The 23,619-nt window shown below is 30.4% G+C and carries 38 protein-coding genes; 10 read left to right on the top strand and 28 right to left on the bottom strand.

Going from position 1 to position 23,619, the window contains the following annotated elements:
• Positions 1 to 16 precede the first annotated feature (16 nt).
• Positions 17 to 202, top strand: a complete 186-nt coding sequence (locus MY1_RS04860) for a hypothetical protein (protein ID WP_007550647.1) — start codon at positions 17 to 19, stop codon at positions 200 to 202.
• Positions 203 to 427: 225 nt separating this feature from the next.
• On the opposite strand, the gene MY1_RS04855 is transcribed toward MY1_RS04860, so the two are convergent.
• Positions 428 to 1,570: a glycosyltransferase gene (locus MY1_RS04855; protein ID WP_007550646.1), complete on the bottom strand. Its 1,143-nt coding sequence runs from the start codon at positions 1,568 to 1,570 to the stop codon at positions 428 to 430.
• A gap of 162 nt (positions 1,571 to 1,732) precedes the next feature.
• Positions 1,733 to 1,981 (bottom strand): hypothetical protein, encoded by a 249-nt coding sequence (locus MY1_RS04850; protein ID WP_007550645.1) that lies wholly within the window; start codon positions 1,979 to 1,981, stop codon positions 1,733 to 1,735.
• Between the two features lie 110 nt (positions 1,982 to 2,091).
• On the opposite strand from MY1_RS04850, the gene MY1_RS04845 reads away from it, so the two are divergent.
• A complete protein-coding gene (locus tag MY1_RS04845) occupies positions 2,092 to 3,087 on the top strand; it encodes an aldo/keto reductase (protein WP_007550644.1) in 996 nt (331 codons plus the stop codon).
• Positions 3,088 to 3,291: 204 nt separating this feature from the next.
• Here the strand turns inward: MY1_RS04845 and MY1_RS04840 are convergent, their stop codons facing one another.
• The 4 genes from MY1_RS04840 to MY1_RS04825 all read right to left on the bottom strand — a co-directional run bounded on the left by MY1_RS04840 (position 3,292) and on the right by MY1_RS04825 (position 5,385).
• Positions 3,292 to 3,507, bottom strand: coding sequence for a hypothetical protein (locus MY1_RS04840; RefSeq protein WP_007550643.1), 216 nt, complete (start codon positions 3,505 to 3,507; stop codon positions 3,292 to 3,294).
• A gap of 63 nt (positions 3,508 to 3,570) precedes the next feature.
• Complete coding sequence (locus MY1_RS04835; protein ID WP_007550642.1) at positions 3,571 to 3,921, bottom strand: hypothetical protein; 351 nt, start codon at positions 3,919 to 3,921, stop codon at positions 3,571 to 3,573.
• 59 nt (positions 3,922 to 3,980) lie between these two features.
• On the bottom strand, positions 3,981 to 4,625 hold the full coding sequence (locus MY1_RS04830; RefSeq protein ID WP_007550641.1) for a CRISPR-associated protein Cas4: 645 nt from the start codon (positions 4,623 to 4,625) through the stop codon (positions 3,981 to 3,983).
• A gap of 79 nt (positions 4,626 to 4,704) precedes the next feature.
• Positions 4,705 to 5,385 (bottom strand): PAC2 family protein, encoded by a 681-nt coding sequence (locus tag MY1_RS04825; RefSeq protein WP_007550639.1) that lies wholly within the window; start codon positions 5,383 to 5,385, stop codon positions 4,705 to 4,707.
• 77 nt (positions 5,386 to 5,462) lie between these two features.
• On the opposite strand from MY1_RS04825, the gene MY1_RS04820 reads away from it, so the two are divergent.
• A complete protein-coding gene (locus MY1_RS04820) occupies positions 5,463 to 5,660 on the top strand; it encodes a hypothetical protein (protein WP_007550637.1) in 198 nt (65 codons plus the stop codon).
• Positions 5,661 to 5,703: 43 nt separating this feature from the next.
• On the opposite strand, the gene MY1_RS04815 is transcribed toward MY1_RS04820, so the two are convergent.
• From MY1_RS04815 to MY1_RS04780, 9 genes are all read right to left on the bottom strand, one after another.
• Positions 5,704 to 6,351 (bottom strand): nitroreductase family protein, encoded by a 648-nt coding sequence (locus MY1_RS04815; RefSeq protein WP_007550636.1) that lies wholly within the window; start codon positions 6,349 to 6,351, stop codon positions 5,704 to 5,706.
• A gap of 261 nt (positions 6,352 to 6,612) precedes the next feature.
• Entirely contained in the window at positions 6,613 to 6,963 is a 351-nt protein-coding gene (locus MY1_RS04810) for a hypothetical protein (RefSeq protein WP_007550634.1), read from the bottom strand.
• A 48-nt stretch (positions 6,964 to 7,011) separates the two neighbouring features.
• Entirely contained in the window at positions 7,012 to 7,218 is a 207-nt protein-coding gene (locus MY1_RS04805) for a hypothetical protein (protein ID WP_007550633.1), read from the bottom strand.
• A 267-nt stretch (positions 7,219 to 7,485) separates the two neighbouring features.
• Positions 7,486 to 7,968, bottom strand: a complete 483-nt coding sequence (locus MY1_RS04800) for a hypothetical protein (RefSeq protein ID WP_048109741.1) — start codon at positions 7,966 to 7,968, stop codon at positions 7,486 to 7,488.
• Between the two features lie 132 nt (positions 7,969 to 8,100).
• On the bottom strand, positions 8,101 to 8,331 hold the full coding sequence (locus tag MY1_RS04795) for a hypothetical protein (RefSeq protein ID WP_007550631.1): 231 nt from the start codon (positions 8,329 to 8,331) through the stop codon (positions 8,101 to 8,103).
• 278 nt (positions 8,332 to 8,609) lie between these two features.
• The gene (locus MY1_RS04790) at positions 8,610 to 8,948 is read right to left on the bottom strand and encodes a hypothetical protein (protein WP_048109739.1); all 339 of its coding nucleotides are present in this window, start codon (positions 8,946 to 8,948) and stop codon (positions 8,610 to 8,612) included.
• A gap of 40 nt (positions 8,949 to 8,988) precedes the next feature.
• Complete coding sequence (locus MY1_RS09885) at positions 8,989 to 9,135, bottom strand: hypothetical protein (protein ID WP_007550629.1); 147 nt, start codon at positions 9,133 to 9,135, stop codon at positions 8,989 to 8,991.
• Between the two features lie 34 nt (positions 9,136 to 9,169).
• On the bottom strand, positions 9,170 to 9,520 hold the full coding sequence (locus MY1_RS04785) for a hypothetical protein (protein WP_007550627.1): 351 nt from the start codon (positions 9,518 to 9,520) through the stop codon (positions 9,170 to 9,172).
• Positions 9,521 to 9,664: 144 nt separating this feature from the next.
• Entirely contained in the window at positions 9,665 to 10,033 is a 369-nt protein-coding gene (locus MY1_RS04780) for a hypothetical protein (protein WP_048109737.1), read from the bottom strand.
• An 83-nt stretch (positions 10,034 to 10,116) separates the two neighbouring features.
• Here MY1_RS04780 and MY1_RS10105 point away from each other — a divergent pair, with 83 nt between their 5' ends.
• The gene (locus tag MY1_RS10105; RefSeq protein ID WP_258167210.1) at positions 10,117 to 10,245 is read left to right on the top strand and encodes a hypothetical protein; all 129 of its coding nucleotides are present in this window, start codon (positions 10,117 to 10,119) and stop codon (positions 10,243 to 10,245) included.
• A gap of 345 nt (positions 10,246 to 10,590) precedes the next feature.
• Here MY1_RS10105 and MY1_RS04775 read toward each other — a convergent pair whose 3' ends face one another.
• Positions 10,591 to 11,187, bottom strand: coding sequence for a hypothetical protein (locus MY1_RS04775; RefSeq protein ID WP_048109735.1), 597 nt, complete (start codon positions 11,185 to 11,187; stop codon positions 10,591 to 10,593).
• A 106-nt stretch (positions 11,188 to 11,293) separates the two neighbouring features.
• Positions 11,294 to 11,500 (bottom strand): hypothetical protein, encoded by a 207-nt coding sequence (locus MY1_RS04770; RefSeq protein ID WP_048109733.1) that lies wholly within the window; start codon positions 11,498 to 11,500, stop codon positions 11,294 to 11,296.
• Positions 11,501 to 11,680: 180 nt separating this feature from the next.
• Here MY1_RS04770 and MY1_RS04765 point away from each other — a divergent pair, with 180 nt between their 5' ends.
• Complete coding sequence (locus tag MY1_RS04765) at positions 11,681 to 11,932, top strand: hypothetical protein (protein ID WP_048109727.1); 252 nt, start codon at positions 11,681 to 11,683, stop codon at positions 11,930 to 11,932.
• Positions 11,933 to 11,984: 52 nt separating this feature from the next.
• Here the strand turns inward: MY1_RS04765 and MY1_RS09880 are convergent, their stop codons facing one another.
• Positions 11,985 to 12,140: a hypothetical protein gene (locus tag MY1_RS09880; protein WP_007550619.1), complete on the bottom strand. Its 156-nt coding sequence runs from the start codon at positions 12,138 to 12,140 to the stop codon at positions 11,985 to 11,987.
• A 147-nt stretch (positions 12,141 to 12,287) separates the two neighbouring features.
• On the opposite strand from MY1_RS09880, the gene MY1_RS04760 reads away from it, so the two are divergent.
• Both MY1_RS04760 and MY1_RS04755 read left to right on the top strand, forming a co-directional pair.
• Positions 12,288 to 13,184 (top strand): matrixin family metalloprotease, encoded by an 897-nt coding sequence (locus tag MY1_RS04760; protein WP_048109725.1) that lies wholly within the window; start codon positions 12,288 to 12,290, stop codon positions 13,182 to 13,184.
• Positions 13,185 to 13,789: 605 nt separating this feature from the next.
• Positions 13,790 to 14,326, top strand: a complete 537-nt coding sequence (locus tag MY1_RS04755) for a hypothetical protein (protein WP_007550616.1) — start codon at positions 13,790 to 13,792, stop codon at positions 14,324 to 14,326.
• A gap of 46 nt (positions 14,327 to 14,372) precedes the next feature.
• On the opposite strand, the gene MY1_RS04750 is transcribed toward MY1_RS04755, so the two are convergent.
• From MY1_RS04750 to MY1_RS04740, 3 genes are all read right to left on the bottom strand, one after another.
• The gene (locus MY1_RS04750; RefSeq protein WP_048109723.1) at positions 14,373 to 14,636 is read right to left on the bottom strand and encodes a hypothetical protein; all 264 of its coding nucleotides are present in this window, start codon (positions 14,634 to 14,636) and stop codon (positions 14,373 to 14,375) included.
• 102 nt (positions 14,637 to 14,738) lie between these two features.
• Positions 14,739 to 14,870, bottom strand: coding sequence for a hypothetical protein (locus MY1_RS10100; protein WP_007550614.1), 132 nt, complete (start codon positions 14,868 to 14,870; stop codon positions 14,739 to 14,741).
• Positions 14,871 to 14,956: 86 nt separating this feature from the next.
• The gene (locus tag MY1_RS04740; RefSeq protein ID WP_007550612.1) at positions 14,957 to 15,274 is read right to left on the bottom strand and encodes a GIY-YIG nuclease family protein; all 318 of its coding nucleotides are present in this window, start codon (positions 15,272 to 15,274) and stop codon (positions 14,957 to 14,959) included.
• Between the two features lie 95 nt (positions 15,275 to 15,369).
• Between MY1_RS04740 and MY1_RS04735 the strand changes: the two genes are divergently transcribed.
• Positions 15,370 to 17,052 (top strand): helicase C-terminal domain-containing protein, encoded by a 1,683-nt coding sequence (locus tag MY1_RS04735; protein WP_237698836.1) that lies wholly within the window; start codon positions 15,370 to 15,372, stop codon positions 17,050 to 17,052.
• 42 nt (positions 17,053 to 17,094) lie between these two features.
• On the opposite strand, the gene MY1_RS04730 is transcribed toward MY1_RS04735, so the two are convergent.
• The 3 genes from MY1_RS04730 to ilvD all read right to left on the bottom strand — a co-directional run bounded on the left by MY1_RS04730 (position 17,095) and on the right by ilvD (position 19,566).
• Positions 17,095 to 17,397 carry a hypothetical protein gene (locus MY1_RS04730; protein WP_007550608.1) on the bottom strand — a complete coding sequence of 101 codons (303 nt, stop codon included), beginning with the start codon at positions 17,395 to 17,397 and terminating at the stop codon, positions 17,095 to 17,097.
• Between the two features lie 44 nt (positions 17,398 to 17,441).
• Entirely contained in the window at positions 17,442 to 17,654 is a 213-nt protein-coding gene (locus MY1_RS04725) for a hypothetical protein (protein ID WP_007550607.1), read from the bottom strand.
• Positions 17,655 to 17,892: 238 nt separating this feature from the next.
• Positions 17,893 to 19,566 (bottom strand): dihydroxy-acid dehydratase, encoded by a 1,674-nt coding sequence (gene ilvD, locus MY1_RS04720; RefSeq protein WP_007550606.1) that lies wholly within the window; start codon positions 19,564 to 19,566, stop codon positions 17,893 to 17,895.
• 924 nt (positions 19,567 to 20,490) lie between these two features.
• Between ilvD and MY1_RS04715 the strand changes: the two genes are divergently transcribed.
• A complete protein-coding gene (locus tag MY1_RS04715) occupies positions 20,491 to 20,694 on the top strand; it encodes a hypothetical protein (protein WP_007550605.1) in 204 nt (67 codons plus the stop codon).
• Positions 20,695 to 20,715: 21 nt separating this feature from the next.
• Here the strand turns inward: MY1_RS04715 and MY1_RS04710 are convergent, their stop codons facing one another.
• From MY1_RS04710 to MY1_RS04700, 3 genes are all read right to left on the bottom strand, one after another.
• Positions 20,716 to 21,315, bottom strand: a complete 600-nt coding sequence (locus MY1_RS04710) for a hypothetical protein (protein WP_007550604.1) — start codon at positions 21,313 to 21,315, stop codon at positions 20,716 to 20,718.
• 192 nt (positions 21,316 to 21,507) lie between these two features.
• Positions 21,508 to 22,032 (bottom strand): Lrp/AsnC ligand binding domain-containing protein, encoded by a 525-nt coding sequence (locus tag MY1_RS04705; protein ID WP_007550603.1) that lies wholly within the window; start codon positions 22,030 to 22,032, stop codon positions 21,508 to 21,510.
• Between the two features lie 2 nt (positions 22,033 to 22,034).
• Positions 22,035 to 22,220 carry a hypothetical protein gene (locus MY1_RS04700; protein WP_007550601.1) on the bottom strand — a complete coding sequence of 62 codons (186 nt, stop codon included), beginning with the start codon at positions 22,218 to 22,220 and terminating at the stop codon, positions 22,035 to 22,037.
• A gap of 719 nt (positions 22,221 to 22,939) precedes the next feature.
• On the opposite strand from MY1_RS04700, the gene MY1_RS04690 reads away from it, so the two are divergent.
• A complete protein-coding gene (locus MY1_RS04690; protein WP_007550599.1) occupies positions 22,940 to 23,275 on the top strand; it encodes a hypothetical protein in 336 nt (111 codons plus the stop codon).
• Here MY1_RS04690 and MY1_RS04685 read toward each other — a convergent pair.
• On the bottom strand, positions 23,261 to 23,596 hold the full coding sequence (locus MY1_RS04685) for a hypothetical protein (protein WP_048109719.1): 336 nt from the start codon (positions 23,594 to 23,596) through the stop codon (positions 23,261 to 23,263). The genes MY1_RS04690 and MY1_RS04685 overlap by 15 nt on opposite strands.
• Between the last annotated feature and the right edge of the window lie 23 nt (positions 23,597 to 23,619).

Below are 23,619 nucleotides of genomic sequence, written 5' to 3'. Positions count from 1 at the left end.
TGTATTCTAATTCGATATGCCAAGTGCAAAATCTATGATGCAGGATCTTTATTTTAAAAAAAATTCTCTAGTGCAAACAAGTGTGACTGAAGTTGAATGTTATATTTGTGGTAGAGGATTACGTGATGGTTGTAGTATTTCTGCCAAAACATTATCAAATGGAATGGCATTGTTTTGTGAATTGCATTATTCATTACAATAGTTCTGAATAAAATTAAACGAACTAGAATTTCATATACTGGTTTGATTAGGATAGTTTATGTCTAGAACTGGTATTATGACGATTCTTGGCGGTGTCCTGTTGATGGTAATGGGGCTAGCCCTAATCGGTCTTTTCTAGTTTTAACTATCTAAAAATTATTTTATTGATCTTCTTTTGATATTTTTTTGTTAAATGTTTAATGGATTTAATTCATTTTAAAATCTGTTATCCCCAGACTTTTTCTTTAAATGTCCATTTTTTATTTAAGATAAAGTTGCTAAATGCTGCAGTTGCAACAGCTGACACTAGTGCAATTGGATAAGACATGGTTAACTCATCAACTAGATAATATACCATTCCGAGTTGAACCAAAGCACCAATAGAGCTAAATCCTGCAAATTTGCCATATTGAACAATAGTCCTTTTTACTGCAAAATCTCTATCCTCAAAAGTCCAATACTTGTTTAAGATAAAATTACTGGTAATTGAAAACATGATTCCCAGTATGGTTGCATGAATATACCACATGTCCAAACTCGATGAAAACAGAATAGACATGATGTAATTTACCCCCAATCCTGAAGCCCCAACTGAAAAGAATCTAGCAGCTTTTGAAACAAATTTTACTGATGTTCTTTTCTCGTTTTTCTGCTCTCTTTTTCCATGTCTGTAAAGCTTCCATACGGCATGTCCAAATTCTAAAATTGTTTTGATTCCAAGTTTGCTCTTTCCGTTTTGTCTGTCTAAAAATGTATATGGAATTTCTTTTATGGAAACTCCTTTTGCCTTTACTATCATTTCTAAAAGAAGTTTGTATCCTATGGCATCAAAATTAATTCCTTTAATCACATCTTTGTTAAATGCAAAAAATCCTGACATTGGATCTGATTGGTTAATTCCCAATCCTTTCTTTGCTATCATAGTTCCAATTTTACTGATGATTTTTCGTTTTAACGACCACCCTTGAATATTGCCTCCATTAAGATATCTTGAAGCAACGACTATGTCTGTTTTTGATTGTTTTAAAACTTCAACAAGCTTTGGTATGAGTTGTGGAGGATGAGAAAAATCACTATCCATCACAACAACTATTTTGCCTTTAGCTTGTTCTATCCCATTTAGTATTGCAGAGCTTAGCCCTTCCTTTGTTTTCCTATTTATTACATTAATTGTGTACAGTGTTTTTTCTTTTAATGATTTAAAATAATCTTCAGCAATTTTGCCTGTTCCATCTGGTGAATTATCATCTACTACTATTGCTTCTACCATGGTGTTTTTTGGCAAGTGCTCTTTGATCAAATGTAAAATTCCTTTGATATTTTCAGATTCATTATAGGTAGGAATTACTATGGATACTTCTGTATTCATTACACTTGTCAATATTCATACGCTAATTCATCTCATATTAAATTTTTAAATTGAAAAATTTGACTATTGGTCACGAATCTATATGTGGATCTCAATTTTTGATACTTCATAATTAGATTGGATATCTGTATGGTATCTCTTTTTTAATTAGCCTGGAGTGTTTTAGTTTCTCATTGATACTTCATTTCCTATTGATGCTTGTAATCCAAGTCCCACACCTGGTTCTGAAGTAATTATCATTAGAGTTTCACATTCTAGGCATAATATGGATGGAGTATAATCTGTATTTTCCTGAGTTGGCCCCGTAGATGCTAACACTGCATCTTCTACAATATTTTGACTATTGCAAATCATGCAGGTAGAGGGTTTTTGAGAAATACGTTTTATTTTTTTAATATAATAATGAACCATATTGTAAATCCCTTCTTCTAATTCTTAAATTAATTGATTTTGCCTGTCTGATTGTTGATACTTGAATCTATTGCATACTCATAAAATAAAGTTAAATTCTATATTTCTTATTGACAATTCCAAAAATTGAACTATCTGATGATCTATCTATCTGTAGAATTTTAAATGGAATGTGGCAAGTGTCTGGTGGGCATGGACAGATTGAACCAAAAGCTGCAATTTCTGATATGCTTGAATATCACAAGAATGGATTCACTACTTGGGATTTGGCTGATATTTACGGACCTGCTGAATCCTTTATTGGTGAATTTAGAAAACAATTACCTCCAAAAGACTTGCAACAATCACAGGCATTGACTAAATTTGTTCCAAATCCTGGACCTATGAGCAAGTCAATTGTAGAATATCATGTTGATCAATCATTAAAAAAAATGAACACTGAAACAATTGACTTGATCCAGTTTCATTGGTGGGATTACAATGACCCTAGTTATCTTGACGCTCTTAGTAATCTCACTAAGTTACAGCAAGAGGGAAAGATCAAACATCTTGGTCTTACAAATTTCGATACAGAACGAATCAAGATAATGACTGACCGCGGTTTTAAACTAATTTCAAATCAAGTGCAATATTCTATTTTAGATCAAAGACCAGAAAAATTAATGACACCATTTTGTCAAAAACATGATATTTCTATTCTTGCATATGGCACCCTGCTTGGTGGATTTTTATCTGAAAAATATCTGAATTATCCAGAACCTCGTAGAGTAGATTTGAATACCTCAAGCCTACAAAAATATTATAACATGATTGATGCATGGGGTGGATGGAGTTTATTTCAAGAGTTATTGCAAATTTTATCTAAAATAGCAAAAAAATATGATTCAAGTATTGCAAATATCTCTACAAAATTTATTTTGGATAAACCTATAGTTGCAGGTGTAATAATTGGCTCAAGACTTGGCCTCTCTGAGCATAGGCAAGACAATGCGCAAGTTTTTGATATTGTTCTTGAGAATGAAGATCTAGCCATGATACGCTCAGTGACTAGTAAATCCAATGATCTTTTTGGTTTAATAGGTGACTGTGGCGATGAATATCGCTAAAAAACGGTAAAAATAAGATAGTAATCAAAACCAATCAATTATCCACTGACAACTGAGCATCAATACACTTTTTGACATACCATTGATGTTTGGTATTATTTGATTACTACCTGTAGTAGTAATGTAATAATGAGTTAAAAACAGTATTGTGGAAATTCTTTACATTTGTTTATTTTTCAACTAGATTTTGTATGAAATTAAAATTTAATCTGATTTTTTTCCAAATTGATAATTTTCTATAATGTTTTGAACATTATCTAAAATTATTTTTTTAATTTCATTACTTTTCATGCCCGATGTTTTCATAAGCTTGATTTGATCTAAAATTGCAAACTGCACTCTTCCTTGGAGCTGATCTATCAAACTAAATCCTTCTTTTGGAAATTCTGTTATGAAAAATTCTGATTCGTCTTTGTTCATTTTATGTTACTCTGAAAATATCTTGAAATATTTATTTGATGTCTTCATATCTTTAATAATATTTTATTCGTTCCAAATTGGTTGTTTTTTTAACCATGAAATTAAATCTCTGTAAAGACGACTCTTTTGTACATTTAATACATTAATCTCCATGTTAGTTGATAGTTTTGCTGTTTTGGTATAGTTATCATATTTTGCAAATATGACTTTGTCAAGATACGTTTGTCCTTGAATCTCTTTTTTTGCTAATTCTTCTGATTCTGTCATTGCAAAACACGCAAAGAGAACACCATCAACCCAATATGCACTACCTGACTCAAGTGACGCCATCATGCTAAGAAGGTCATCTAGACTCAATTTTATCAAATCTCTAACAAAGATGGTTTTGTATGGTTCATGAATGAAATCTGTCATTTTCTATCTTCTCTTTATTGGGTTTATTTTAAGCCTAGTTTAGGATGTTTTTTCCATATTTATGATAAATTATGAAATTTTTCTATGGTGTCAATTAACTTGTCCTTAAAATCCAATGGGATTTTGATAAACTCTGCAATATCTCCTGTTTCCTCCGATCCTATGATTACGATTTGGTCTATTTCTATTCCGGTTCTTTCTTTCCACATCAAAGAATACGCAGTTGCTTGCATGAAATATTTTTGAACTTTATCATAATGTTCAACTAGCCTACTTCTACTAGTTTTAAAATCAATAATTGATAGATTCCCATTATACTCTGCAATACAATCACATGTACCTGCAATTTTGAGTTCATCGCTATACAGTGGAAGTTCAATTCCACGAATATTGTTCATTTTATGTAAATATGGTTTTAATTTTTCAAAATGATTTTTTGGGATATCAAGAAAATCTCCGACTGACTCTTTATTTTTTAGATAATCCTCACATAATTTATGAGTCATGGTGCCATGAATTTGAGCATCTTTCATTATCTGATCTGCTAAATTATTTCCTATCTTTTCTCTCCATTGATCAAGACCTGCCGTGTCTGATGTTTTTGATAGCACCGTTGTGATCGATGGATATAACAATCCTTGTGGTGTTTTGTAATATCTGACTCCGTCTATTTCTGTTTGACATGCTTGGAGTATCGATGTCATGACGTGTGTATATTGCAATATTTTTTTTGTAATGATGTAATAATAAAATTATGCGGTTTGATGTTATCTTGATATTTAATTAATTTTCAAAACTTTTTTCAATCTCTTGAGCGAGTAATTCTAATCTTGTTGTATCCCCTAATTTTCTATAAGTTAGCTTTTCTAATGTTTTGATTATGCTAATTGCTGCTCTGTACTGTGGAATTTCAGGCTGATTTAATTCTCCATATATTCCCATTCCTTGAATGCCATTTTGTTTAGCAAATCCTAAGATCAATCCATTGAATCCTGTAATTATTGACTTTTGGGGTGTTGTTAAAACGCCTAATTCTTGCATTTGTTTAGTCAGCTCAATTGACGTTGAAGTTACAAATGTTTTTGGGTTTTTATCTAGTATCCTATTTGTGTGAAATCCTCCAAGTGTGTAAATAAATTTGGCAGAATATTTTTTTGAAATATCAATTACATCTTGGCACAAAGCATATAGTTCGGGGGTGTCTTGCGGTTGACCCGTACCTCCGCCAAAAACAATTAATCCATCTGCATATCTGTATTCCCAACTTTCATTTGGTAAATTTATGTGACCTCCTTCATCTACCACATATGTTGGATATGGCGTTTTTGCAATTCTGAATTTTTTTGTTTTTAAACTATTATTGATGAAATTAACTACAATACTTCCAACATTTCCCATATCTTGCATTGCAGCAATAACTATTGGTTTTTCAATCTGCGGCTCTTCAATTTGAGAAAACTCCATCATTTTTTCTAGAATTTACTTACTTAAAACTTAAGATTTGTATACTATATAAAAAATTCAAGTAATGTGAATCATGTATGATTATTGGAAAAGTTGGAAAGGATGAAAAGAAAATCAAATTTGAACTTGATCTAAAATGCTCAAAATGTGATAAAAAAGTACCTGGAGGAATGAAGACTGGAGAAAATTATTTTGATACAGATGAATTTAAAATTGAGATTACAAATTTTAAGAAAAATTATCTATGTGGTGTTTGTAGGGATAAAATGCGATAATAAAAAAGATTTTTTAGTTTTTTTAATTAATGTTATCTTATTTTTATTCCCATACTACGTGTACCAATTCTTTGAGATTCCTTCGTGGCTTTGGGAATTTGTCTTGTTTAGGATATCCGATGCATAATACTGACGATGGAATCAATTTTGTATTGATGACATTCATTACTTTTTGTTCATCAAACATTCCGATCCATATGGAACTCAATCCTAATGCTTGAGCTGCAAGCTGTGAATATGCAGCCGCTAATGTTGCATCCTGTATTGCAAATTTTTTGAGAATTTCTTCAGGAAAATCAAATTTAACTCGTGAAGGATTTTTACAAAAAACCAGAACTAGAGGTGCATTTACGTATGGTTGATTATTACATGCTTCAACTAATTGTTGTTTTTTTACTGAGCTTTTAACATAAAAAATTTCAAATCCTTGAAAATTTCCCGCAGTAGGCGCTGTGTCTGCAGCAGCTATTATCTTATCAATTTTTACAGTCTCTACAATTTTATCACTAAACTTTCTAGTTGAACGTCTTTTTGACATCACTGTGAACAAATCTGTATTGATAAATTCAGTTGGTGACGTTTTTAGAATTTCAAAGAGTAATTGATTTCTAACATTGCTATCGTTTTGACTTTTTATGGTTGATTCATATCCTGCTGGGTATATTTTTTCAGGATTTTCTTTTGAATTCATGAATTGTATGTGAAAAATATCTTATTAAGTAATTCTTAAAATTTTTCTAATTATTCTGAATTTTATTTGGGTATCTGATGTATGGGGGAACCACAACTATTGCATTTTTTACTTTCAATGTACTTTTGAATCGTTTCTTCACCCCATAACAAGGCATTTCCTTTGTGACCTTTTTCACATTTTATCTTAAATAATGTACTAGACATTGTTAGTTTACTATTTAATTCTAAACTTAAGGATATTGTTTTTGTACAATGTGTTTTATTGACTAGGCCTAGCATTACCTGCATCACTTGATTCGTCTTTCTTCTGAAACACTCTGTATTCCCCAATAATGCTACTGCATTGTTGACATGTATATTGGCCTCTTTCTACTAGGATTAAATTATCCGAAACTTGTTCACTGGTATTTTCTTCTAGATGTATCTTTGGTGGATTGTCAAATTCTTTTTCACAGTTTTTACAATAATGTTTTGACATTTTTTGTTCTTCCAGTTTACCTATTGGCGCTAAAAATAACTTTCCAACTCCTAAATCTGCTTTTTTGGCTTGCTCTTCAGTCAATTCAGCTATGACATATCCCCCTGATCCTTGTAGATTATGTTCTGTCATCAATAAACTATTTTTTTTGGTCTTAAAATACTATGTTTTTGAAAATTGTTATGGTTTGATTCTTGCTCTTCTTATTTGATATAATAATGAACAACTTAAACCTAAAATGAATAATCCAATTCCAAACATACTCAAAAAAACTATGTTTGTAGTATTGTCTTGAGGATTCAACAATATTGTGGCACCAAATAATGTTAAAGTTAAACCTACCATTAATGATAAAATACTTGGATGCCTAAATTCAGTGATTTTCAATTGATATCTCCTAAATTCATTTTAATTTATTCCTAGTCATGATGTTAAAATTTGAAACTTGGTTAGATTAACTTAGACACATATCATCAGATTGATTTTTTGTTAAGTCTAACCAAGTATCCCCAGAATCATCTACAATGGCTACAAAGTATTATCATGAGGAATTTATGTATTTTTTTTAGATTATAATGGATTGGTCATTCTATAATACAAATTTTAATTAGTTATAATGTCAAATATGGTTTTTTTAACTGAGTATTTTTACATCTAATTTGTTTCATTTTGATTGTATTTGTCTGCCATTTTTTCATAAAAGAATTCTTGTCTTTTCAAATCCTTTTCTGAAATAATTCTATATTTTCTCATAGGTACAAGTCTTGATATTTGTTCATATGTGTTCATATCTCTAACATCTGCAGCATGTGCAATTTGCAACAAAGGTGATTTTTCTTCAATCATTGGTTTTACTTGCTCATATCCTCCACTTTGCGGCATTCCTGTACGGTATAATCCGATATTCTTTTTACTCTTTGAAATTTGTGGATCTTGAAAACAACAAATAGAATATTCTCCATTCTCTCTTTCTATGATTGTTAATCTGGTAAATTTATCGCTCCAATCTTCAATCTCTTTAGAGACTTCTAAAGCTTCTTTTTTATCTTCAAAAACCATTGATACAACTAAGCGGTCTTTTTCATATGCCCACGATATACCATAAAAATTTCTATGCCACTCTATATCTAAAGACATTATTATTTTGTGAGTAATTCTCAAATTAACACTTTCGAATTGCATATTTGATGATCTTAAACAATTATTTAAAAAATATCCAATCCGATTTAACTAAACATTTAAACTACAAATTTTTAAATATAAAAAATATTAGCAGAATTTATCGCATTCACATTTTCTGCTAGTAAACATATTTTTCAGATAGTCTAGTTTTGAATGAGACAATGAAGGTTTTTTGCCAACAATTTTGAATAATGTAATCCCAGTGGCAGAACTAGTTCCTTTTAATGCCCATGACCCATTTTTCATCAGATATGGTTTTGGATTTTTCATGGTCACTTTTTTACGTATTTTCATATCGTATGCCTCTATTGTTGTCATGACTAAATAATTCAAAATTTGTATTACTATACCTAAGTAAATTTTTTCACATAAATAAGCTCAAAAATAGTTTTTTTACAAAAATTGGAGCCTAATTATTTTTTTTTGATGATATGTTTCTTGAATTTGATTATTGAACATTAGTTTTAATTTTTAGTTTGAACTAAACAAATGTTCAAAATTACCTGATGCCTGGTTTTATACCACCTGCATTGTATGATATTGACGCCTTCGTTTAGTGGTCTAGGCATGCTATAAACGATTACTACTCCAAGACGTCAACTTAAAATTTCATCTAAATGATCCTTTAATGCTTTTTTAATCTCATTTTTTTTTAATTCCACTTTTGTATTGCCAATCTTTAGGCTATCGGCATCATCAATTGATGATAATCTATGTGATAGGAAATCTGATAATAATTCTAAATTAAAATCATTATTTTTTTTAAGATTTATTTTCAAATATTTTTCTTGTATTCCTCCTTTTTTTGTTAATCCTCCCGATGGAAAAATTCGAATGTCTTCATTAACTTTATTTTCATTTTGTTTTTTACCAAAAATTATATTGTCAATATCATTACCTTTATGAAAATGTAAAATCGTAATCATAAATTCCATGATTTATAATATTTTATCTATGATAAAGACGCTTGCACTATTATTTTTTCTTTAAAAGTGCCTCTTCTGGAGTTTTATCTTGATTGATTTTCCAATGCCATTCGTGTTGTTTTTTCCAATGCTCGTCTAATTGTTGAGATGTTGGTTCTTTTCCTAACGGCGTTCCGCAGATCTTGCATTGTATCATAGTTTTTTGTATATCTATAGAAAATTAAGGTTTGTTATATATTACTCTGTTTTTGGTTTTTCTGGCGAAGCAAAACTAGGAAAAAAATAAATTCTCTTAAAATATTTTTTTGATTGTGTGATAACGTTAATTCTAGTTTTTTAGATAATTCTAAAGTTATTTGATATATTTGTCCTAGATGGCTTCCTAGTATGAATGCGTCTAGTGATTTATCTGGAATTTCTTTAATGTTATTTTTATATAGATTAGTTGCATTAGTGTTTATCCAGTTTGTTTTAAAAATTAAATCCAACATCAATCTAATCAATTTTTCATCTAATTTTCCTTCAATTGAATACAGAATTTTATCAAACTCTATTTTGTCTTGTTTGTTTAGTTTTGTCATAACTTTAACGAATCTGTCTCTGTTTTCTTTTTTGATTTAATCATTGAGTGACACTGGGCTGGAAGGTTATCTTCAATTTCCATAATCTGCCTTAAATTGTATAAAAATTAAAAGTTATCTTGAATAATTTTTAAAAAATCATACTTAATTTATCTTAGATGTCTTTGTTCTTTTTTGGTTTTTGTTTCTTTTGAATTCTTGTGATTTTTGTTTTTTCCTTTGTTGTTCTAAATTCATTATTAGATATGTTTTTCCTGCCTCACATAGTTTCATTTCGCCGGTGAATTCATCATGAACTGATTCTAATGAACCATCTATCAAAAGTCCTCCTACTATTTCCCATGCTTTCTCAATGGGTATTTCAAATTTGTAAGAAAGTGTCGACACTTTGGTATAATACCCATTTTTTGAGTTACGTAAAACAAAATCTCTAATTTTATCCTCATCTGTTTGGGTTTTTGGTCGAGACGTTCTATCCCCGAATCTTTTAAATGGCCTTTTATTTTCTGGCAATACTTTTTTTATAATTTGCTGCTATTTTAGGACTTGGAACTACATATCTAAAGACTTTTTGAATACAACAAGTATTACTTTTCATGAGTGATAAGACAAGAAGAATTGAAGAATTAAGAATGAAAACTGGTCGAAGTAAACGTTGTCTTGATTGTAAACAAAATCGCTGTATCCCTGATAGTTGTCAATGTAGTTGTCACTGTAAAAGCTAACTGGCATCAAAGACCTTGTTTGTCAGACCTGAATGATGAGCTTCACTGCTCTAGTCTGAGAAAGGTTGTGAGTATTGTTTATTCCCCAATCTAGCCAATCAGCATTATTGTTATTTTCTCATCCCTAAAGAATTTTTACATTTATGTTCTATACGTAATTTAAATTTAGAATGATTTTGAATCCATTTTTTTTGATTCCATCATTACTATCTTATGGCATTTACAAAAACAATTGGCATGAATCATATCATGTGTATTTCTATATTCGCACTCTTTAGTATGTTCCATAGTATATTTTGATTTTTACCAACTTAAAGTTTAATGAAATATGGTTGTTTGACTCAATCATTTGGAGGTGATTGAATCTGGATCACTATTTCCTGGAAGGTATTTTTCACCTAGTTTCTCCTTCATTTTTAGATCGAATTCTTCTTGTAATCTTGTCAAGTACATTTCTGCTTCAGTTTCATCATCTGGAATTCCAGTGTTTACATCATAATTGAATCCAGTTGCTAGATGATAAAATTCTTCAAAGAATTCTTTACAATCTATAACGTCTGTCTGTGAATCAACTGAAACAACTAAGTAGTTATTTTCTTCTCTAAATTTTAAACAAATTTCTTCATCAATCATTGTATCTACTAATACCGCCATGATATATGGTATTAATGACATGTCTATTTTTTTTTGATTTTGTTTAGAACTAGTTATCCATAACTCGTATCCGTCTGCAAGATAATCAAAAGTATTCACTACTGTTTCTCTGATGTCGCTATTTAGATGAGCTAATTTTGATTTCCATGATATTTCACCTTTATTCTCAGGTTCCGTATACACCATGTCAAATTTTATATCTTCATTAATCTGGTCAAATTCCCATACTTGCTTGTTTGTTAACATGGGAGAATATTTCTCGATAAGTATCTCTGTTAACTGATCCAATATTTTGAATTTAATGGACCGCTGTTTATGCTTATCTTCAAAATGCCATATTTTTATTTTTGATTACTTTTTTTAAATTTATTAAAATTAAAAATCTATATTTTATTTAATCATGAATATTTGATTTAAAAAATGCCAATGTACATTCTGCAAGTTCCTTATGAGTATGTTTTTTGATCGAATGTTTACAATTTGGGCATACGCCATGATCTTCTTCAGTAAAATCATCGCCAATCTGTTTCATACAACACTCCATTAATTCTGCCGTTGAATGTGATTCCATGGATAGTTTACATGTAGGGCATTCAGTCATTTCTTAGACCTCTGTCTAAAATAACGCTCATAATTTAAAAAAATCTATTGTCTTAATTATACCTAGTTTTATGTTTGATTACCTTGATCATTTTTTCAAATTTGGAAATTAATCTACTATTAAAATCACTTTATTACAAGTTATATTGTGATTTTAATAATATGTTGTAGGTTTAATATTGTGAATAAAATTGATAATCTTCTCTTGGAATGTAGTTCTTGTAATGTTAAAGTAATTTTTGATTTGTTAGATGGTGTTGAATGTGATTGGGGTTCCCATGCAATAATACAATGCCAAAATTATGAAGAACTATTTTCAATTGATAGTCAATGTCCGGCATTTTCTAGTGTGATTGCACTTCTTAAATTAAACCCAGATCTATTAAATTCAGCTGAAAAATCTAATTATTTATCAAAATCACACCCATGCTAGTTGATTTCTTTTTAAAAATAACTATGTGATTTAAAATGAATCCTAATTTTTATTATTTTTTAAATAATTCTAACTCTTCCAAAATTTTGCCCATTGAATGTTTCCATCTTCTCATGGATTCTATATCATGTGGTCTATTTTTTTCAAATTCTTCTTTTTGTTTTATTAACTCTTGATATCTTTTATCCTCTAATTTTTTGTTTTGCATATGTTTTCTGCTATGTCCTGTGTATTTCTTTATTATTTAATATTGGTTAATAACGTGCGTAAGTGTCTGAAATTTTCAATTATTGTTGTAATATGACCAATTAATTTGTAGAAAGTTTTACTTATTCCACCGACATAATTTTTTTTAGTGAAGATACTACTCATTGCACTGTTATTTGTAATTTCGTTAGGTTATCTATGGTATGCAAATCTATTCCCTTTTGATAATCAAAAATCTGAGTTACCACAAACATCCGAAAATATTAAAGAATTATCAAAATTTATGCCTAAAAATGAGCAAAAAACGATATCTTATTCTGTTCAGCCCGTTCCAAATTTACCTGATGAGAAAATTCCATTAAATGCATTACATAAGGCACTTGAAACCTGGGAATCATTAAATCCTCATTTGAATTTTGTAGAATCTGATAACCCCAATTTTATTATCCGATGGCAAGTATATGCATCTGAAACTCATTCAGGTTTAGCTACTTGTAATTCGATGTTATTTGGAATTTTAAATCAATGTGTATTGGATATTTCTGTTGGTGATGAAGACTGTAGTGGGAAATATGTTCAAAATGATGAAAATATGGTTTCCAATATAATAATGCATGAAATAGGTCATGTTTTAGGTTTAGGACATACCGCAGATAAAAACAGTTTAATGTATTCAGATGAATCTCCTTCTGCTGATTTTGATTCTATGGGATTTATCGTCCCTCAAAAATTTGAAGAACTCTATGTTGGTCAAAAATTACTACTTGAACAAGATCAACAACTCAGAATTCAAATTAAATCCCTTTCAGATAGTATATCTCGTAAACATTTACAATATGATGAATATTATAAACATTATACGTATTATGAAAATAAAACATTATCTGTAGAAGAATTTGAAAAAGCTCAAATTGCTTTAAAAAAATTAAATTCTGAAGCAGAGCAAATTAATTTACTTATAGACCAGCAACATAAATTAATCAATCAAAGTAATTCTATTCTAGATGTATTGGATTGTCATCCTAATTTTGACGTCAAAAATTAATTTTATTTAAATTTTTAATTATAATTATCTTGTAATGTCATATACCAAAATTAATCCTACAGCTAATGATGTGACTGCTACTTCCATTGAAATAATTAATCTTAAATTCATAAACTGATTTTACCTTGTCTGAAATTAATAGTTTAAGGGAAAGCAAGCAAATTTGATGTCTTTATTGCTTCAGTCCCTTTGGGGGATGTATTCAAGCCATCAAATATGCAAACAGCCTTGCTTCCAATATTTTTTATGTTTTTAATTATGAAAAAAACTGTTAAAATGAAACATGTTTTTTTAATTGATCAAAATGGTTAGAAAAAATGATCCTTCCTAAATTTGTTAATTGTGGCTAAATATCGCATATTTTAGTACAAATTGTTTTTCAAATTAAACACACTATTTCTTTTAATCTATTTTGATGTGATAATATTGAGTCATCATGTTTGACGGCATTCCTACGTTTGCCTAATCGACCATTCCCTAGAATTCATAGCCGTCAAACATATTCTTAATTTGATAAATTATAATTTAATCCGTTTATTTGCCTAATTTTATAGAAAATATTCAAAAATCAATAATTTTATCCCTATATAATACTAGGAATTTTAATGAATCAAAATAATACTATTGCATGGTCTAAAGATTATTTTTTACAATTATCTGATTTTAAAGCGGATTCTAATCCGGCGGCATTTGAAGATTCCCATAGTACCATCAAATACTCTTACATTTGGACTGTAAATTCTGAAGGTTTTGGTGATGAAATTAAATTTTTTATCGAAAATATTGTTTTGACTACTGAATTTTATCCAATGTTATCTTGGATAAGACAATCACAAGAAACAATATTGCTTTTAAAACATGAACAAGGACATTTTGATCTTGCTGAATTACTTAAACCTAAAATAACCCGACATCTTGAAGATGTTTTCTTGTGGAAAAAATTCTCTACACGTGGCCAAAACCAAGAACAACAAAAACAGCATGCACGTGAAAGTTCAGGTTTAATGATAGCAAATGAAATTGAAAAATGGGAGAAATATCTTTTTGATGAACGTCAAGAGTATGATGCACAAACAAATTATGGACAAATACTTGAAAAACAACAAAAATTTGATGATATGTTTAAAAAATTACGAATGTAATTTTTCTAATAATTTTTATAATCTTGTGTATTGTGATCTGATGATCTTATTCTTGTTTGATAATTTTGTTTTCAGGAATTGAACTGATATAATTGACAAGACTGCGATAATATTTTAGATGGAAATCTAAATCTCTGATTTCGGTCTGTTTTAGTTCTTCTAATTCTGGGCCAAAATCTCTCTTATCTGATTGTATGTGATTTAATGTATTTTCATTTATTTCAATCATGTGAAACAAACTGTGTAATACTTCCCCTTTTGTTAGTGTTTTATCGCATGATCTTTTTAAAAGTGATTCAACCCATTCCATATTCTTTTATTTTAAAATCTATATTTCTATTCCTGAATGGATAAATTCTTACTATTACTCTAATTTTATTTAGTAATTGATTGTTTAAACCAAAAAATAAGGCTAGTCCTTTTTTTCCTTCTTTTTCCTATCCATTATTTCTTGATTTCGTTCAATATCTGAATGAATTTCAACATGATCATACAATGCTTCTTTGGAATCAAAAATTTGTTCGCAATAATAACACTGATGCATTATATTTTTACGACACTCTTAAATTAATTACTTTCTCTAATTTTATGCCTGAAGATATACCAGACTAGATGATTCGATAAAAATCATTAATGAGTTTCTAATGCAATCTCTGTATTGCAGGATGGTAATTTTCCTGACTGTTTTTTGAACTCTTCGATTAACTGAATTTGTCTTTCTTTTGGATTATTAGTGAATTCGCGTTGATATGATTGTGTTTTCTGTTTGCATTCGTTTCCTTCAAATTCAGTTTCTACGTATTTTGTAAATGTCTCTTCTAAATTGTTACTTTCACCTATGTAGATCACATCTTTGTTTCTGTTATACAATACATACACGCCAGGAATTGCTTTGACAAATTTGGCGCTTTCTAACCAAACTCTCATTTTATCTTCTAATAATTCCATGATTTACTGTGATCTTACTAGATATTAAACTACATCACATGTATTTGATAATAATAGAACCTTCATGCTTTTAATATTAAAGAAAATCAGGTTTAATCCTGTCTCTTTTAGAAAAATTTCCAGATCAATTTTCTCCACGTGATATTCAAAAAAAGATAATTTTTGAAATTGAAGAGAAAATAAAATCAGGTTACAAGAAAATTATTTTGTGTGCTCCTACTGGAGTAGGAAAATCTCTAGTTGGAGCTACAGTATCTAAATATTTTGATAGTTCATTTACAATTACCGCCTCAAAACACCTTCAAGATCAATACATCAAAGATATCCCATTTCTTAAACCTGTCAAAGGTAAACAAAATTTTGCTTGTTTGAAAATGATGGAATCTGAAAAAGTAGACAATACTAGACGAGCTATGCGATGGGGATTGACTTGTGACAAAGGACAATGTCAGGAAAAAATAATCAAAAACGGAAAAGAGATAGTTGAAGTATGTAAATTCAAACCAACAATCAAACAGATTGATGAACACACACAAAATACTGAATCATGTCACTATTATCTTCAAAAATACGATGCTCTTGTCTCAAAACACTCTCTGTGGAATTACCATGCTTTTTTTCAAATTATGAAATTTAACAAAAAACTATTTGAAGATTATCTTAATAGGAAAGTTTCGATATTTGATGAGGCCCATAAAATTGAAGACCAAATAATGCAGTTTATCGGATTTGATATTTTTAATGGCCAAATTGACGAATGTAATTTAAATTCTGGAAAATATGATTTTTCCGATTTAGATTCTATGATTCAACTAATCGATGATATTGCATATTCTTATGCCAAAAAAATTAAAGACATTAAGGAAAGTGATTCCTTTCAAAGAGAACCTGATTATGAGTCTATAATAAGATTAGAGCGACGATATGATAGAGCAGCACAAGCTAAAATTGACATTCTTACTGGAAAAGATAATTTTGTTGTAAATGATCCTATTAGAGATTTGAATGGAAATTTTAGATCAATTTCTGTGAAACCAATCGATGTATCTTCATTTGCGAATTCTTTTTTCACCACAGAATATCAAATATTCATGTCTGCCACGATTGATCGATTCAGCTTTTGTGAAAATATGGGATTAACCCAAGATGAAGTTGCATTCATTGATACTCCCAAATCCCCATTTCCTCTTAATAATCGACGAATTGATCTTTTAAACATTAAACGATTAAGCTATGGCTCTACTGAATCTGATGAACTTGAGGTGATAAAAGCAATTGATAGAATAATGGATGAGCATTCTAGTGAAAGAGGCTTGATCCTAACTTCTTCTGTTCCTCGATGTCAAAAAATCCTTAGATATCTTTCTCCAAAAAATACTAGAAGAATTAGGATCTGTCATAGTTATAATCAAGATGGAAAAACTCAAGATGAAATTATTTCAGAACATGCATCTGATCCTACTGGTGTCCTACTTTCTTCTTCATTATGGGAAGGAGTCGACCTCAAAGATGATTTATCACGATTTCAAATCATTGCCAAAGTTCCATATCCAAACTATAAAGAAAAAAGAACAAAAGCAAAAATGGACAAATTTCCATTATGGTATACATCACAAACTCTGACTAAATTATTACAAGGATTTGGTCGTTCAATTAGAAGTGAAAATGATTGGGCAAAAACATACGTACTGGATACCGCAATTAATAACGTATTATTCAAAGCTCAAAAAATGATTCCACGTGCATATTATGATGTTTTAGGCATAGAAAATCAATAATCTAATAATTCTTACAATGATTAAAAATTAAATTATCTAATATTATCTCCCACGTCGACTAAATGAGTACTGTATTTTTGAACTAGTTGTAGAGGCGGTCTTGGCTTTTTTCTCATTTTTCTTCTTTTTTTGTTCTATCTGTTCTGTTTGAATTTTGAATATCTTATCTAATGTTGGATTTTCTACATCATCCGTATAGATGATGTTCAAAGGTGATATTTTTTTTGTTTTTTCTTTACTCTTTTTTGATTTCTTAGTAGTATCTTGGTTTTTTTGGGTCCATTTGATATTGTTTATGTCAACAGATGATGATTTAGCAATTGTATAGTCTCCAAATGAACCCATATCTCTTTTATGTTTAATACAAACATAAGCGTATTGATGAAATTTTAGCCTTTAATTTGGAGCTTGTTAATTTCTTGTTTAATTTTTTCAATATTTTTATTCCAAATTTTGATCATTTTATCCTGATTTGCAATCTCTTTATCTGAGCCTATTTCTTTGAGCTGCTCCTTTTTGGAAATATGGGATTTTAGCAAATTTTCTGCTTGTACTAGTTTCTTTTGTTGATATTCTAGAATTTTTTTTGTAAGCAACCCCATATTTTTATAAATTATAGTTCCATCTTAAGTATTTTGAAAGGATTAGAAACATGTGGCAAATACCTTGATTTTAATTATCTTTAGTAGACAACAGTAATTCAATAATTGTAACGTAATTTTCTTTTCCTGTTATCTCTGAAATTAATCTCATATCAGTGATCTATAAACCTTGTGAGCGATTCATTCTTTTGGTTCTATTCGAAAAAATTCTAGGGATTTTTTTGTAAGTTATTACAAATCATAATTTTGCACTGGTGATTGCACCTTGTGCAGCCGAGCCAACTAGTGTTGCATATTTAGCTAGTGCTCCTGTTGTATAGTTTGGTTTTGGTGGACTCCATTGTTTTCTTCTTTTTTCTAGCTCATCTGTCGATACATGAAGATCAAGTATGTTAGTTTCAATATCAATTGTTATCTCATCGTCATTTTTTACTAGAGCGATAGGTCCTCCTACATATGCTTCTGGAGCAACATGTCCTACCATAAATCCACGAGTACCTCCAGAAAACCTACCGTCTGTTACCATTGCGACTTTTTTTCCTAATCCTTGACCTACAAGTGCTGCAGTAGTTGCAAGCATCTCTCTCATTCCTGGTCCGCCTTTAGGCCCCTCATATCTGATTACAACAACATGTCCTTCCTCGATTTCTCCTTTGGCTACTGCATCAAATGCATACTCTTCTCTGTCATATACACGTGCTTTTCCTGTAAATCGTGTCATTTCAACTCCAGCTGTTTTAATCACTGCACCTTCTGGCGCCAAACTTCCTTTCAATATGACAGCTGTTCCTACTGAATGAATTGGATTTTCAACTGATTTTACTATTTGTTGAATTGATTCTGGAATTTTCATAGATGCAATATTTTCTTTAATTGATTTTCCAGTAACTGTGATACAATTGTCATGAATTAATTTTTTTTCTGCTAATTTTTTTAGGATAAATGGAATTCCTCCAATTTTATCCAATGAATTCATGACATAGTTTCCTCCAGGTTTCATATCTGCTAGATGTGGTGTCTTTTTTCTAACTCTTTCAAAGTCCTCATATGTTAATTTTATTCTTGCTTCGTTTGATAATGCCAACAAATGTAAAATTCCATTTGTAGAGCCACCCACTGCATTTAGCATTGTGATTGCATTTTCAAATGCATCAAATGTAAGAATGTCTCGTGGTTTGATATTTTGTTCTAATAGTTTTACGCAAGCTTTCCCTGTATCATACACTATCTTTTCTCTTCTATCGTCTTCTGCTGGGGGACTTGCACTACCTGGCAAAGCAAGACCAATTGCTTCAGAAATTGATGCCATTGTATTTGCAGTAAACATGCCGCCACAAGAACCTGCATTTGGACATGCCGTATTTTCTATTGCTTTTAGCCCTTCTAAAGATAATTGCCCTGCATCATATGCTCCTACTGCTTCATACACATCAACTACAGTTAATTCTTGACCATTTAGCATTCCTGGCATAATGGTTCCACCATAAACAAAGATTGAAGGTAAATTTAATCTGGCCATTGCCATCATAGTTCCTGGTAAACTTTTATCACATCCTGCAATTCCTACAAATGCATCATACTGATGTGCGCGAATCATCAATTCGATTGAATCTGCAATTACTTCTCTTGAAACTAATGATGATTTCATTCCTTCATGTCCCATTGCGATTCCATCACTTACTGCAATGGTTGAAAATTCTCTAGGCGTTGCACCTCCATCGCTGACTCCTTCTTTTGCTTTTAGAGCTAATCTTGGTAGATGAATATTACAAGGGGTCGCTTCATTTCCAGTATGACATACTCCAATAAACGGTTTGTTTAAATCATTATCCGTTAATCCCATCGCTTTGTACATTGCTCTGTGAGGAGATCTGGCAGTTCCTTCTACAACATTTCTACTAGAAATTTCCATAACATGACAAATGTAAATTGCTATAATTTAGACTTTATCGAAATTCTCATTGTCTACTTTCTAACATGCTTAAATTCATAATCCATAAAACTAGATTTGTGATTGATTTGTATTTGTAAAAAGGAGATAATTATTTCTGATGGACTAAAATGGATGGAAAAATGTTCACATATCTTGTACAGAAGAATGGATGAAACAATGAAGGAAGAGCAAAGAGATTATAATATTAGATAAAAATACCCTGATTATCATACGATTTGACAATCACGGTAAACGTACTCATTGAAATTAGGAATAGATTCTAAATTTGTCTGAATTCTTAATCATGCCTCATGAGTAAATCTACGTCAAGTGTAACATAAAACGAAAACGAGGTTTGCTATAGGGTTAAGATTGTGATATTAGTGTAATTTTTTAATCTGACATTTGTTTAACTATTGGCGCTCATATTATTTTTATCATGAAAGATCAATTTGAGATTACTTCGGATATGACTCATTTGCTAAAAATGACAAACCGTTTCCTCTCATCTGTAAAACATCAAACAGAGATGTCCAAATGAACATTTGTGAAGAAAGACATTCTCCACAGTATAAGATAATTTACAAGGGGACAAAAGGATGTCGTCATAATCATACATGGTTGGTATGTCAATCATGTATGGAAAATAAGCAATGTTTTGGTGATCACGAACAGATATTATCTGTTATTGAAATATGACTTTCTTTATCTTCTAAATTCTTATTTTAAAACTAACTCTCAAATAAATAATATTTTTGACTATGCTATTAGATAAAATATAAATGAAAACTATTACATGTTCGCATAATTTCTATATCTGACCTATTGACTTTCTTCTATACTTTAAGATTATCTGTTGAAAAAGTTTCAATGATTTAAATTGTAATCTTATTTTGTAATACTGTGGAGCAAAAAGCACTTGAATGCCCTGTTTGTAAAAGTAACAAAGCAGAAATTGCAGGTGAAAATGTAAAATTAAGCGGTAGATTTGAAGATAAAGAATTTCTTACTACTGAATTGACTGTTCTACGATGCACTAAATGTGGATATTACATGCTATTTGATAAAATGGCACAATTTACAACACAAGAACCATCTGATGAATAATAATTAAAAATACTGAAAAAATTATCTTTCAATAATTGGCTGTGTGTCTACTTGTTTTAATAATTCTTGAATCTCTTCTGGAGTCTCAGAACCGTATACAATAAGGATTCTATCTTTATCCATTGGCTCATATCCTGAAATATCATTCACTTCTTGATCATTGATGAAAAATCTCAATGAATAATCCTCATTTGTACAAAACTGTCTTCCATCTTGGAATATGAAGCATTTATCATCAACTTTTAATTTCATTGAATTAAACAAAAATCCTAAATTCACACCAGTTGCATGCTTGTGAACTGTAGTTCCGTCTCCTCCTTCAAAGTGAATCCAGCTTGTCTTAATTTGGTAAGCAGGTAATGAAAAGTCAAACGTATCTCCAAATATCTTAACTAACATTGCAGCATGAGAGTGCTCGCTTCCTAGTGGACCTGCTCCCTCTGGCGCGCCAGGCGCATTTGTTGTCATATTCATGAAAATCCAGATTGAATAACCTACAATTACAGCTATTACCGCAAATACTCCTATAGCTATCATCATGTTCTTTCTTTTCTCAGAAGAGCGCTTTGTAGCGTAATTTTCACGCTTTTCTTCACGTTCTCTTCTCTCTTTTCTTCCCATGATTAATCATAAATCAAAAATTTACCCTAATTAACTGTTCGATGAAAATTTGACCTTGACATTATTATGTGAAAATTAATTTTTCTCCAAAAAAGAAATGATTCACTATCATCACTTGTATTGCTTTATACCTAAAAAAATGATAAATCGGAAGTAAACTGAACTCTGGTGTTTCTTTCAGATAAAATATACTTATCCTTGCTCATTGATTATGTTAAGAGTCATACTGGTTTTAATATGAGGCAATTTTCTGATGCCCTTTGTGATTATGTTTTCCAATGTTTTGTTATTTGAGGTTTCTATCTTACAAATAACATCGTAAAACCCAAAAACCACATCTGCTTCTTTTACTTCAGAAATATGGCTGAGATTTTTTAATGTTGGAAACTCTTCTCCTTTATCACAGTGAATGACTACATATGCTTGAGCCTTATTCTGACCTAACATCATCCCAATTAGCTTCTCCGATGCTTGAAATAATTCCCCTGATTCTGATCTGGTTAAAGTAACTGTAGAATGAATTTTTGGCATTTTACGAATTACTTTAGTAACAATTTCTTGAATATTTTGTTCAGTAGGTGATTCTAATTGTATCACAATATCATAAAGACCAAGTGTGCCATGGGCCTCTTTTACTCCAACAATTTTTCTCAGTGAGGCAATGATTTCCTTTTCTGAACCCAATTCACAATTTATCATGACGTATGCTTTTGCCATTTTTAGTGATCTTGTCTTTCGCGCTTTGGTTTTGAGTGAGCCTTAATCATGTGTTTCTTTGTTCTTTCTGAATCCGTAAATTTCATGTTACAAATTCTACACTCGTTTGTAAATTGAGGATCCTTTTTGAATACATTTTTCAAACTAGGAACGGCTATTTTCTTTGAAATTTTTGTTTTAAATTCCACACATTCCGCAGAAATTAGTTGTACTAAAACATCACTTAACAATGGTAACTTAGTTTTTTTGTTCTTGATCTAAAATATGAACAAAAATGCAGAAGCTTATCTTAGAAAAATTCCCGTGTCTTAGGCAGTAAATGAAACTACGCATTGCTGATATGCAAATTTATGAATTCTTGGAATTTTTCCTTTGGAGTAGATATGTGCTTCTGCATAAGTAATATTTTTGATCTTTGGTATTTAGATAATGCTTAACATTGTTCATCTACTTTTATTAAAAAATTCATGAATTTAATAACATGAAGAAAAAGGAAGACAAAGAAGATGAAAACCTTGCTTCTAAACGAGACGATGATTGGTGGAGATTAGAAAAATTTCAAATTGGGAGAAAAAAATTCCCTTAGATCATGACTTATCGTTGTAATGGTATATGTGTATTGCATAAAGTTATCCAATTCTCTACTAGGAAATATGAAAATGGACAAAAAAGATGCTCGTTTTGTTCAATATTCATTAAAACACAAAACCTTCGTTGTATTTGTTGTCATTCTCTTCTTAGAACAAAGTCACGTACAAACAAAAACAGAACAAACTAAATTTCACATTAACAATGTTAAGTATATTCTAAATACCTCTATGCGATAGAATTAATGTGTGTTATATAATTTGAAACAAGGGGTTGTCTAGATTTGTTAAATGACGAGAGAAACGATATTCTAAGTTCAATGGATGGATTTATTGAAAAAATTCAACATCTAAAGGGCATTATGTTGGGTGTTTCTTTATCTGCTCTTATTCTGGCTCCGCTTGCAATAATAATTTCATTGTATTTATCTACTCATCCAAAATTTTTACTTTTAATAGAACAAGAAGGTGATTTTGGCATTTTGTTGATGGTTACGGTTATAGTGATATTGGTAACATCGGGCATCTGGTTAGTTGCTGGATTGAGGCAGTTTAACTCGCTTAGTAAATGGAATAATCGCTACTATAACTATCTGAAGAAAAAAGAACAACTTGATCAATCTATTTCATCTCAATATGATCTAGATGAAGAGTAAACCCCCGAGTTTGAATGATTCTTCGGAGAATTTTCCCCCTCTTGGAAATAGATTTTCATAGGGTTCTATGATCTCATGACAAAAATTCATTCCTTTTTGCGTCACTTTGAAAATCGTAATGGTTCTTTTTCCTTCCGAAACTTCTTCTCTCTTAATCATTTCATTTAATTCCAAATTATCTAAAATTCCCTTATGTTTTGATATGTTTAATCCGCAAAAACTAAACAATGCTGTCTGATTCAGCTGGCCATATTCTGAAAGGGTAAGTATTATGTCCTTTATGATGTACATTCTGTCACGATATTTACGAGAATCAGCCATACATTACATGTAATAGTTCACTT

It is taken from the genome of Nitrosarchaeum koreense MY1, assembly GCF_000220175.1.
GTDB lineage: Archaea > Thermoproteota > Nitrososphaeria > Nitrososphaerales > Nitrosopumilaceae > Nitrosarchaeum > Nitrosarchaeum koreense.
This window is presented reverse-complemented; position numbering and strand designations above follow the sequence as displayed.

What these genes read in the sequence shown, in the direction of transcription:
- MY1_RS04785 (WP_007550627.1), bottom strand. Translation starts at nt 9,520, where the DNA reads ATGACAAAACTAAACAAACAAGACAAAATAGAGTTTGATAAAATTCTG.
- MY1_RS09885 (WP_007550629.1), bottom strand. Translation starts at nt 9,135, where the DNA reads ATGATACAATGCAAGATCTGCGGAACGCCGTTAGGAAAAGAACCAACA.
- MY1_RS04795 (WP_007550631.1), bottom strand. Translation starts at nt 8,331, where the DNA reads ATGACAACAATAGAGGCATACGATATGAAAATACGTAAAAAAGTGACC.
- ilvD (WP_007550606.1), bottom strand. Translation starts at nt 19,566, where the DNA reads ATGGAAATTTCTAGTAGAAATGTTGTAGAAGGAACTGCCAGATCTCCT.
- MY1_RS04800 (WP_048109741.1), bottom strand. Translation starts at nt 7,968, where the DNA reads ATGTCTTTAGATATAGAGTGGCATAGAAATTTTTATGGTATATCGTGG.
- MY1_RS04840 (WP_007550643.1), bottom strand. Translation starts at nt 3,507, where the DNA reads ATGAACAAAGACGAATCAGAATTTTTCATAACAGAATTTCCAAAAGAA.
- MY1_RS10105 (WP_258167210.1), top strand. Translation starts at nt 10,117, where the DNA reads ATGAGTGATAAGACAAGAAGAATTGAAGAATTAAGAATGAAAACTGGT.
- MY1_RS04705 (WP_007550603.1), bottom strand. Translation starts at nt 22,032, where the DNA reads ATGGCAAAAGCATACGTCATGATAAATTGTGAATTGGGTTCAGAAAAG.
- MY1_RS04825 (WP_007550639.1), bottom strand. Translation starts at nt 5,385, where the DNA reads ATGGAGTTTTCTCAAATTGAAGAGCCGCAGATTGAAAAACCAATAGTT.
- MY1_RS04790 (WP_048109739.1), bottom strand. Translation starts at nt 8,948, where the DNA reads ATGGAATTTATGATTACGATTTTACATTTTCATAAAGGTAATGATATT.
- MY1_RS09880 (WP_007550619.1), bottom strand. Translation starts at nt 12,140, where the DNA reads ATGCAAAACAAAAAATTAGAGGATAAAAGATATCAAGAGTTAATAAAA.
- MY1_RS04860 (WP_007550647.1), top strand. Translation starts at nt 17, where the DNA reads ATGCCAAGTGCAAAATCTATGATGCAGGATCTTTATTTTAAAAAAAAT.
- MY1_RS04740 (WP_007550612.1), bottom strand. Translation starts at nt 15,274, where the DNA reads ATGGAATTATTAGAAGATAAAATGAGAGTTTGGTTAGAAAGCGCCAAA.
- MY1_RS04710 (WP_007550604.1), bottom strand. Translation starts at nt 21,315, where the DNA reads ATGGGAAGAAAAGAGAGAAGAGAACGTGAAGAAAAGCGTGAAAATTAC.
- MY1_RS04850 (WP_007550645.1), bottom strand. Translation starts at nt 1,981, where the DNA reads ATGGTTCATTATTATATTAAAAAAATAAAACGTATTTCTCAAAAACCC.
- MY1_RS04835 (WP_007550642.1), bottom strand. Translation starts at nt 3,921, where the DNA reads ATGACAGATTTCATTCATGAACCATACAAAACCATCTTTGTTAGAGAT.
- MY1_RS04855 (WP_007550646.1), bottom strand. Translation starts at nt 1,570, where the DNA reads ATGAATACAGAAGTATCCATAGTAATTCCTACCTATAATGAATCTGAA.
- MY1_RS04750 (WP_048109723.1), bottom strand. Translation starts at nt 14,636, where the DNA reads ATGGAATGGGTTGAATCACTTTTAAAAAGATCATGCGATAAAACACTA.
- MY1_RS04730 (WP_007550608.1), bottom strand. Translation starts at nt 17,397, where the DNA reads ATGGGTTCATTTGGAGACTATACAATTGCTAAATCATCATCTGTTGAC.
- MY1_RS04755 (WP_007550616.1), top strand. Translation starts at nt 13,790, where the DNA reads ATGAATCAAAATAATACTATTGCATGGTCTAAAGATTATTTTTTACAA.
- MY1_RS04725 (WP_007550607.1), bottom strand. Translation starts at nt 17,654, where the DNA reads ATGGGGTTGCTTACAAAAAAAATTCTAGAATATCAACAAAAGAAACTA.
- MY1_RS04690 (WP_007550599.1), top strand. Translation starts at nt 22,940, where the DNA reads ATGGATGGATTTATTGAAAAAATTCAACATCTAAAGGGCATTATGTTG.
- MY1_RS04830 (WP_007550641.1), bottom strand. Translation starts at nt 4,625, where the DNA reads ATGACATCGATACTCCAAGCATGTCAAACAGAAATAGACGGAGTCAGA.
- MY1_RS04685 (WP_048109719.1), bottom strand. Translation starts at nt 23,596, where the DNA reads ATGGCTGATTCTCGTAAATATCGTGACAGAATGTACATCATAAAGGAC.
- MY1_RS04770 (WP_048109733.1), bottom strand. Translation starts at nt 11,500, where the DNA reads ATGACTGAATGCCCTACATGTAAACTATCCATGGAATCACATTCAACG.
- MY1_RS04815 (WP_007550636.1), bottom strand. Translation starts at nt 6,351, where the DNA reads ATGAATTCAAAAGAAAATCCTGAAAAAATATACCCAGCAGGATATGAA.
- MY1_RS10100 (WP_007550614.1), bottom strand. Translation starts at nt 14,870, where the DNA reads ATGCATCAGTGTTATTATTGCGAACAAATTTTTGATTCCAAAGAAGCA.
- MY1_RS04820 (WP_007550637.1), top strand. Translation starts at nt 5,463, where the DNA reads ATGATTATTGGAAAAGTTGGAAAGGATGAAAAGAAAATCAAATTTGAA.
- MY1_RS04810 (WP_007550634.1), bottom strand. Translation starts at nt 6,963, where the DNA reads ATGACAGAACATAATCTACAAGGATCAGGGGGATATGTCATAGCTGAA.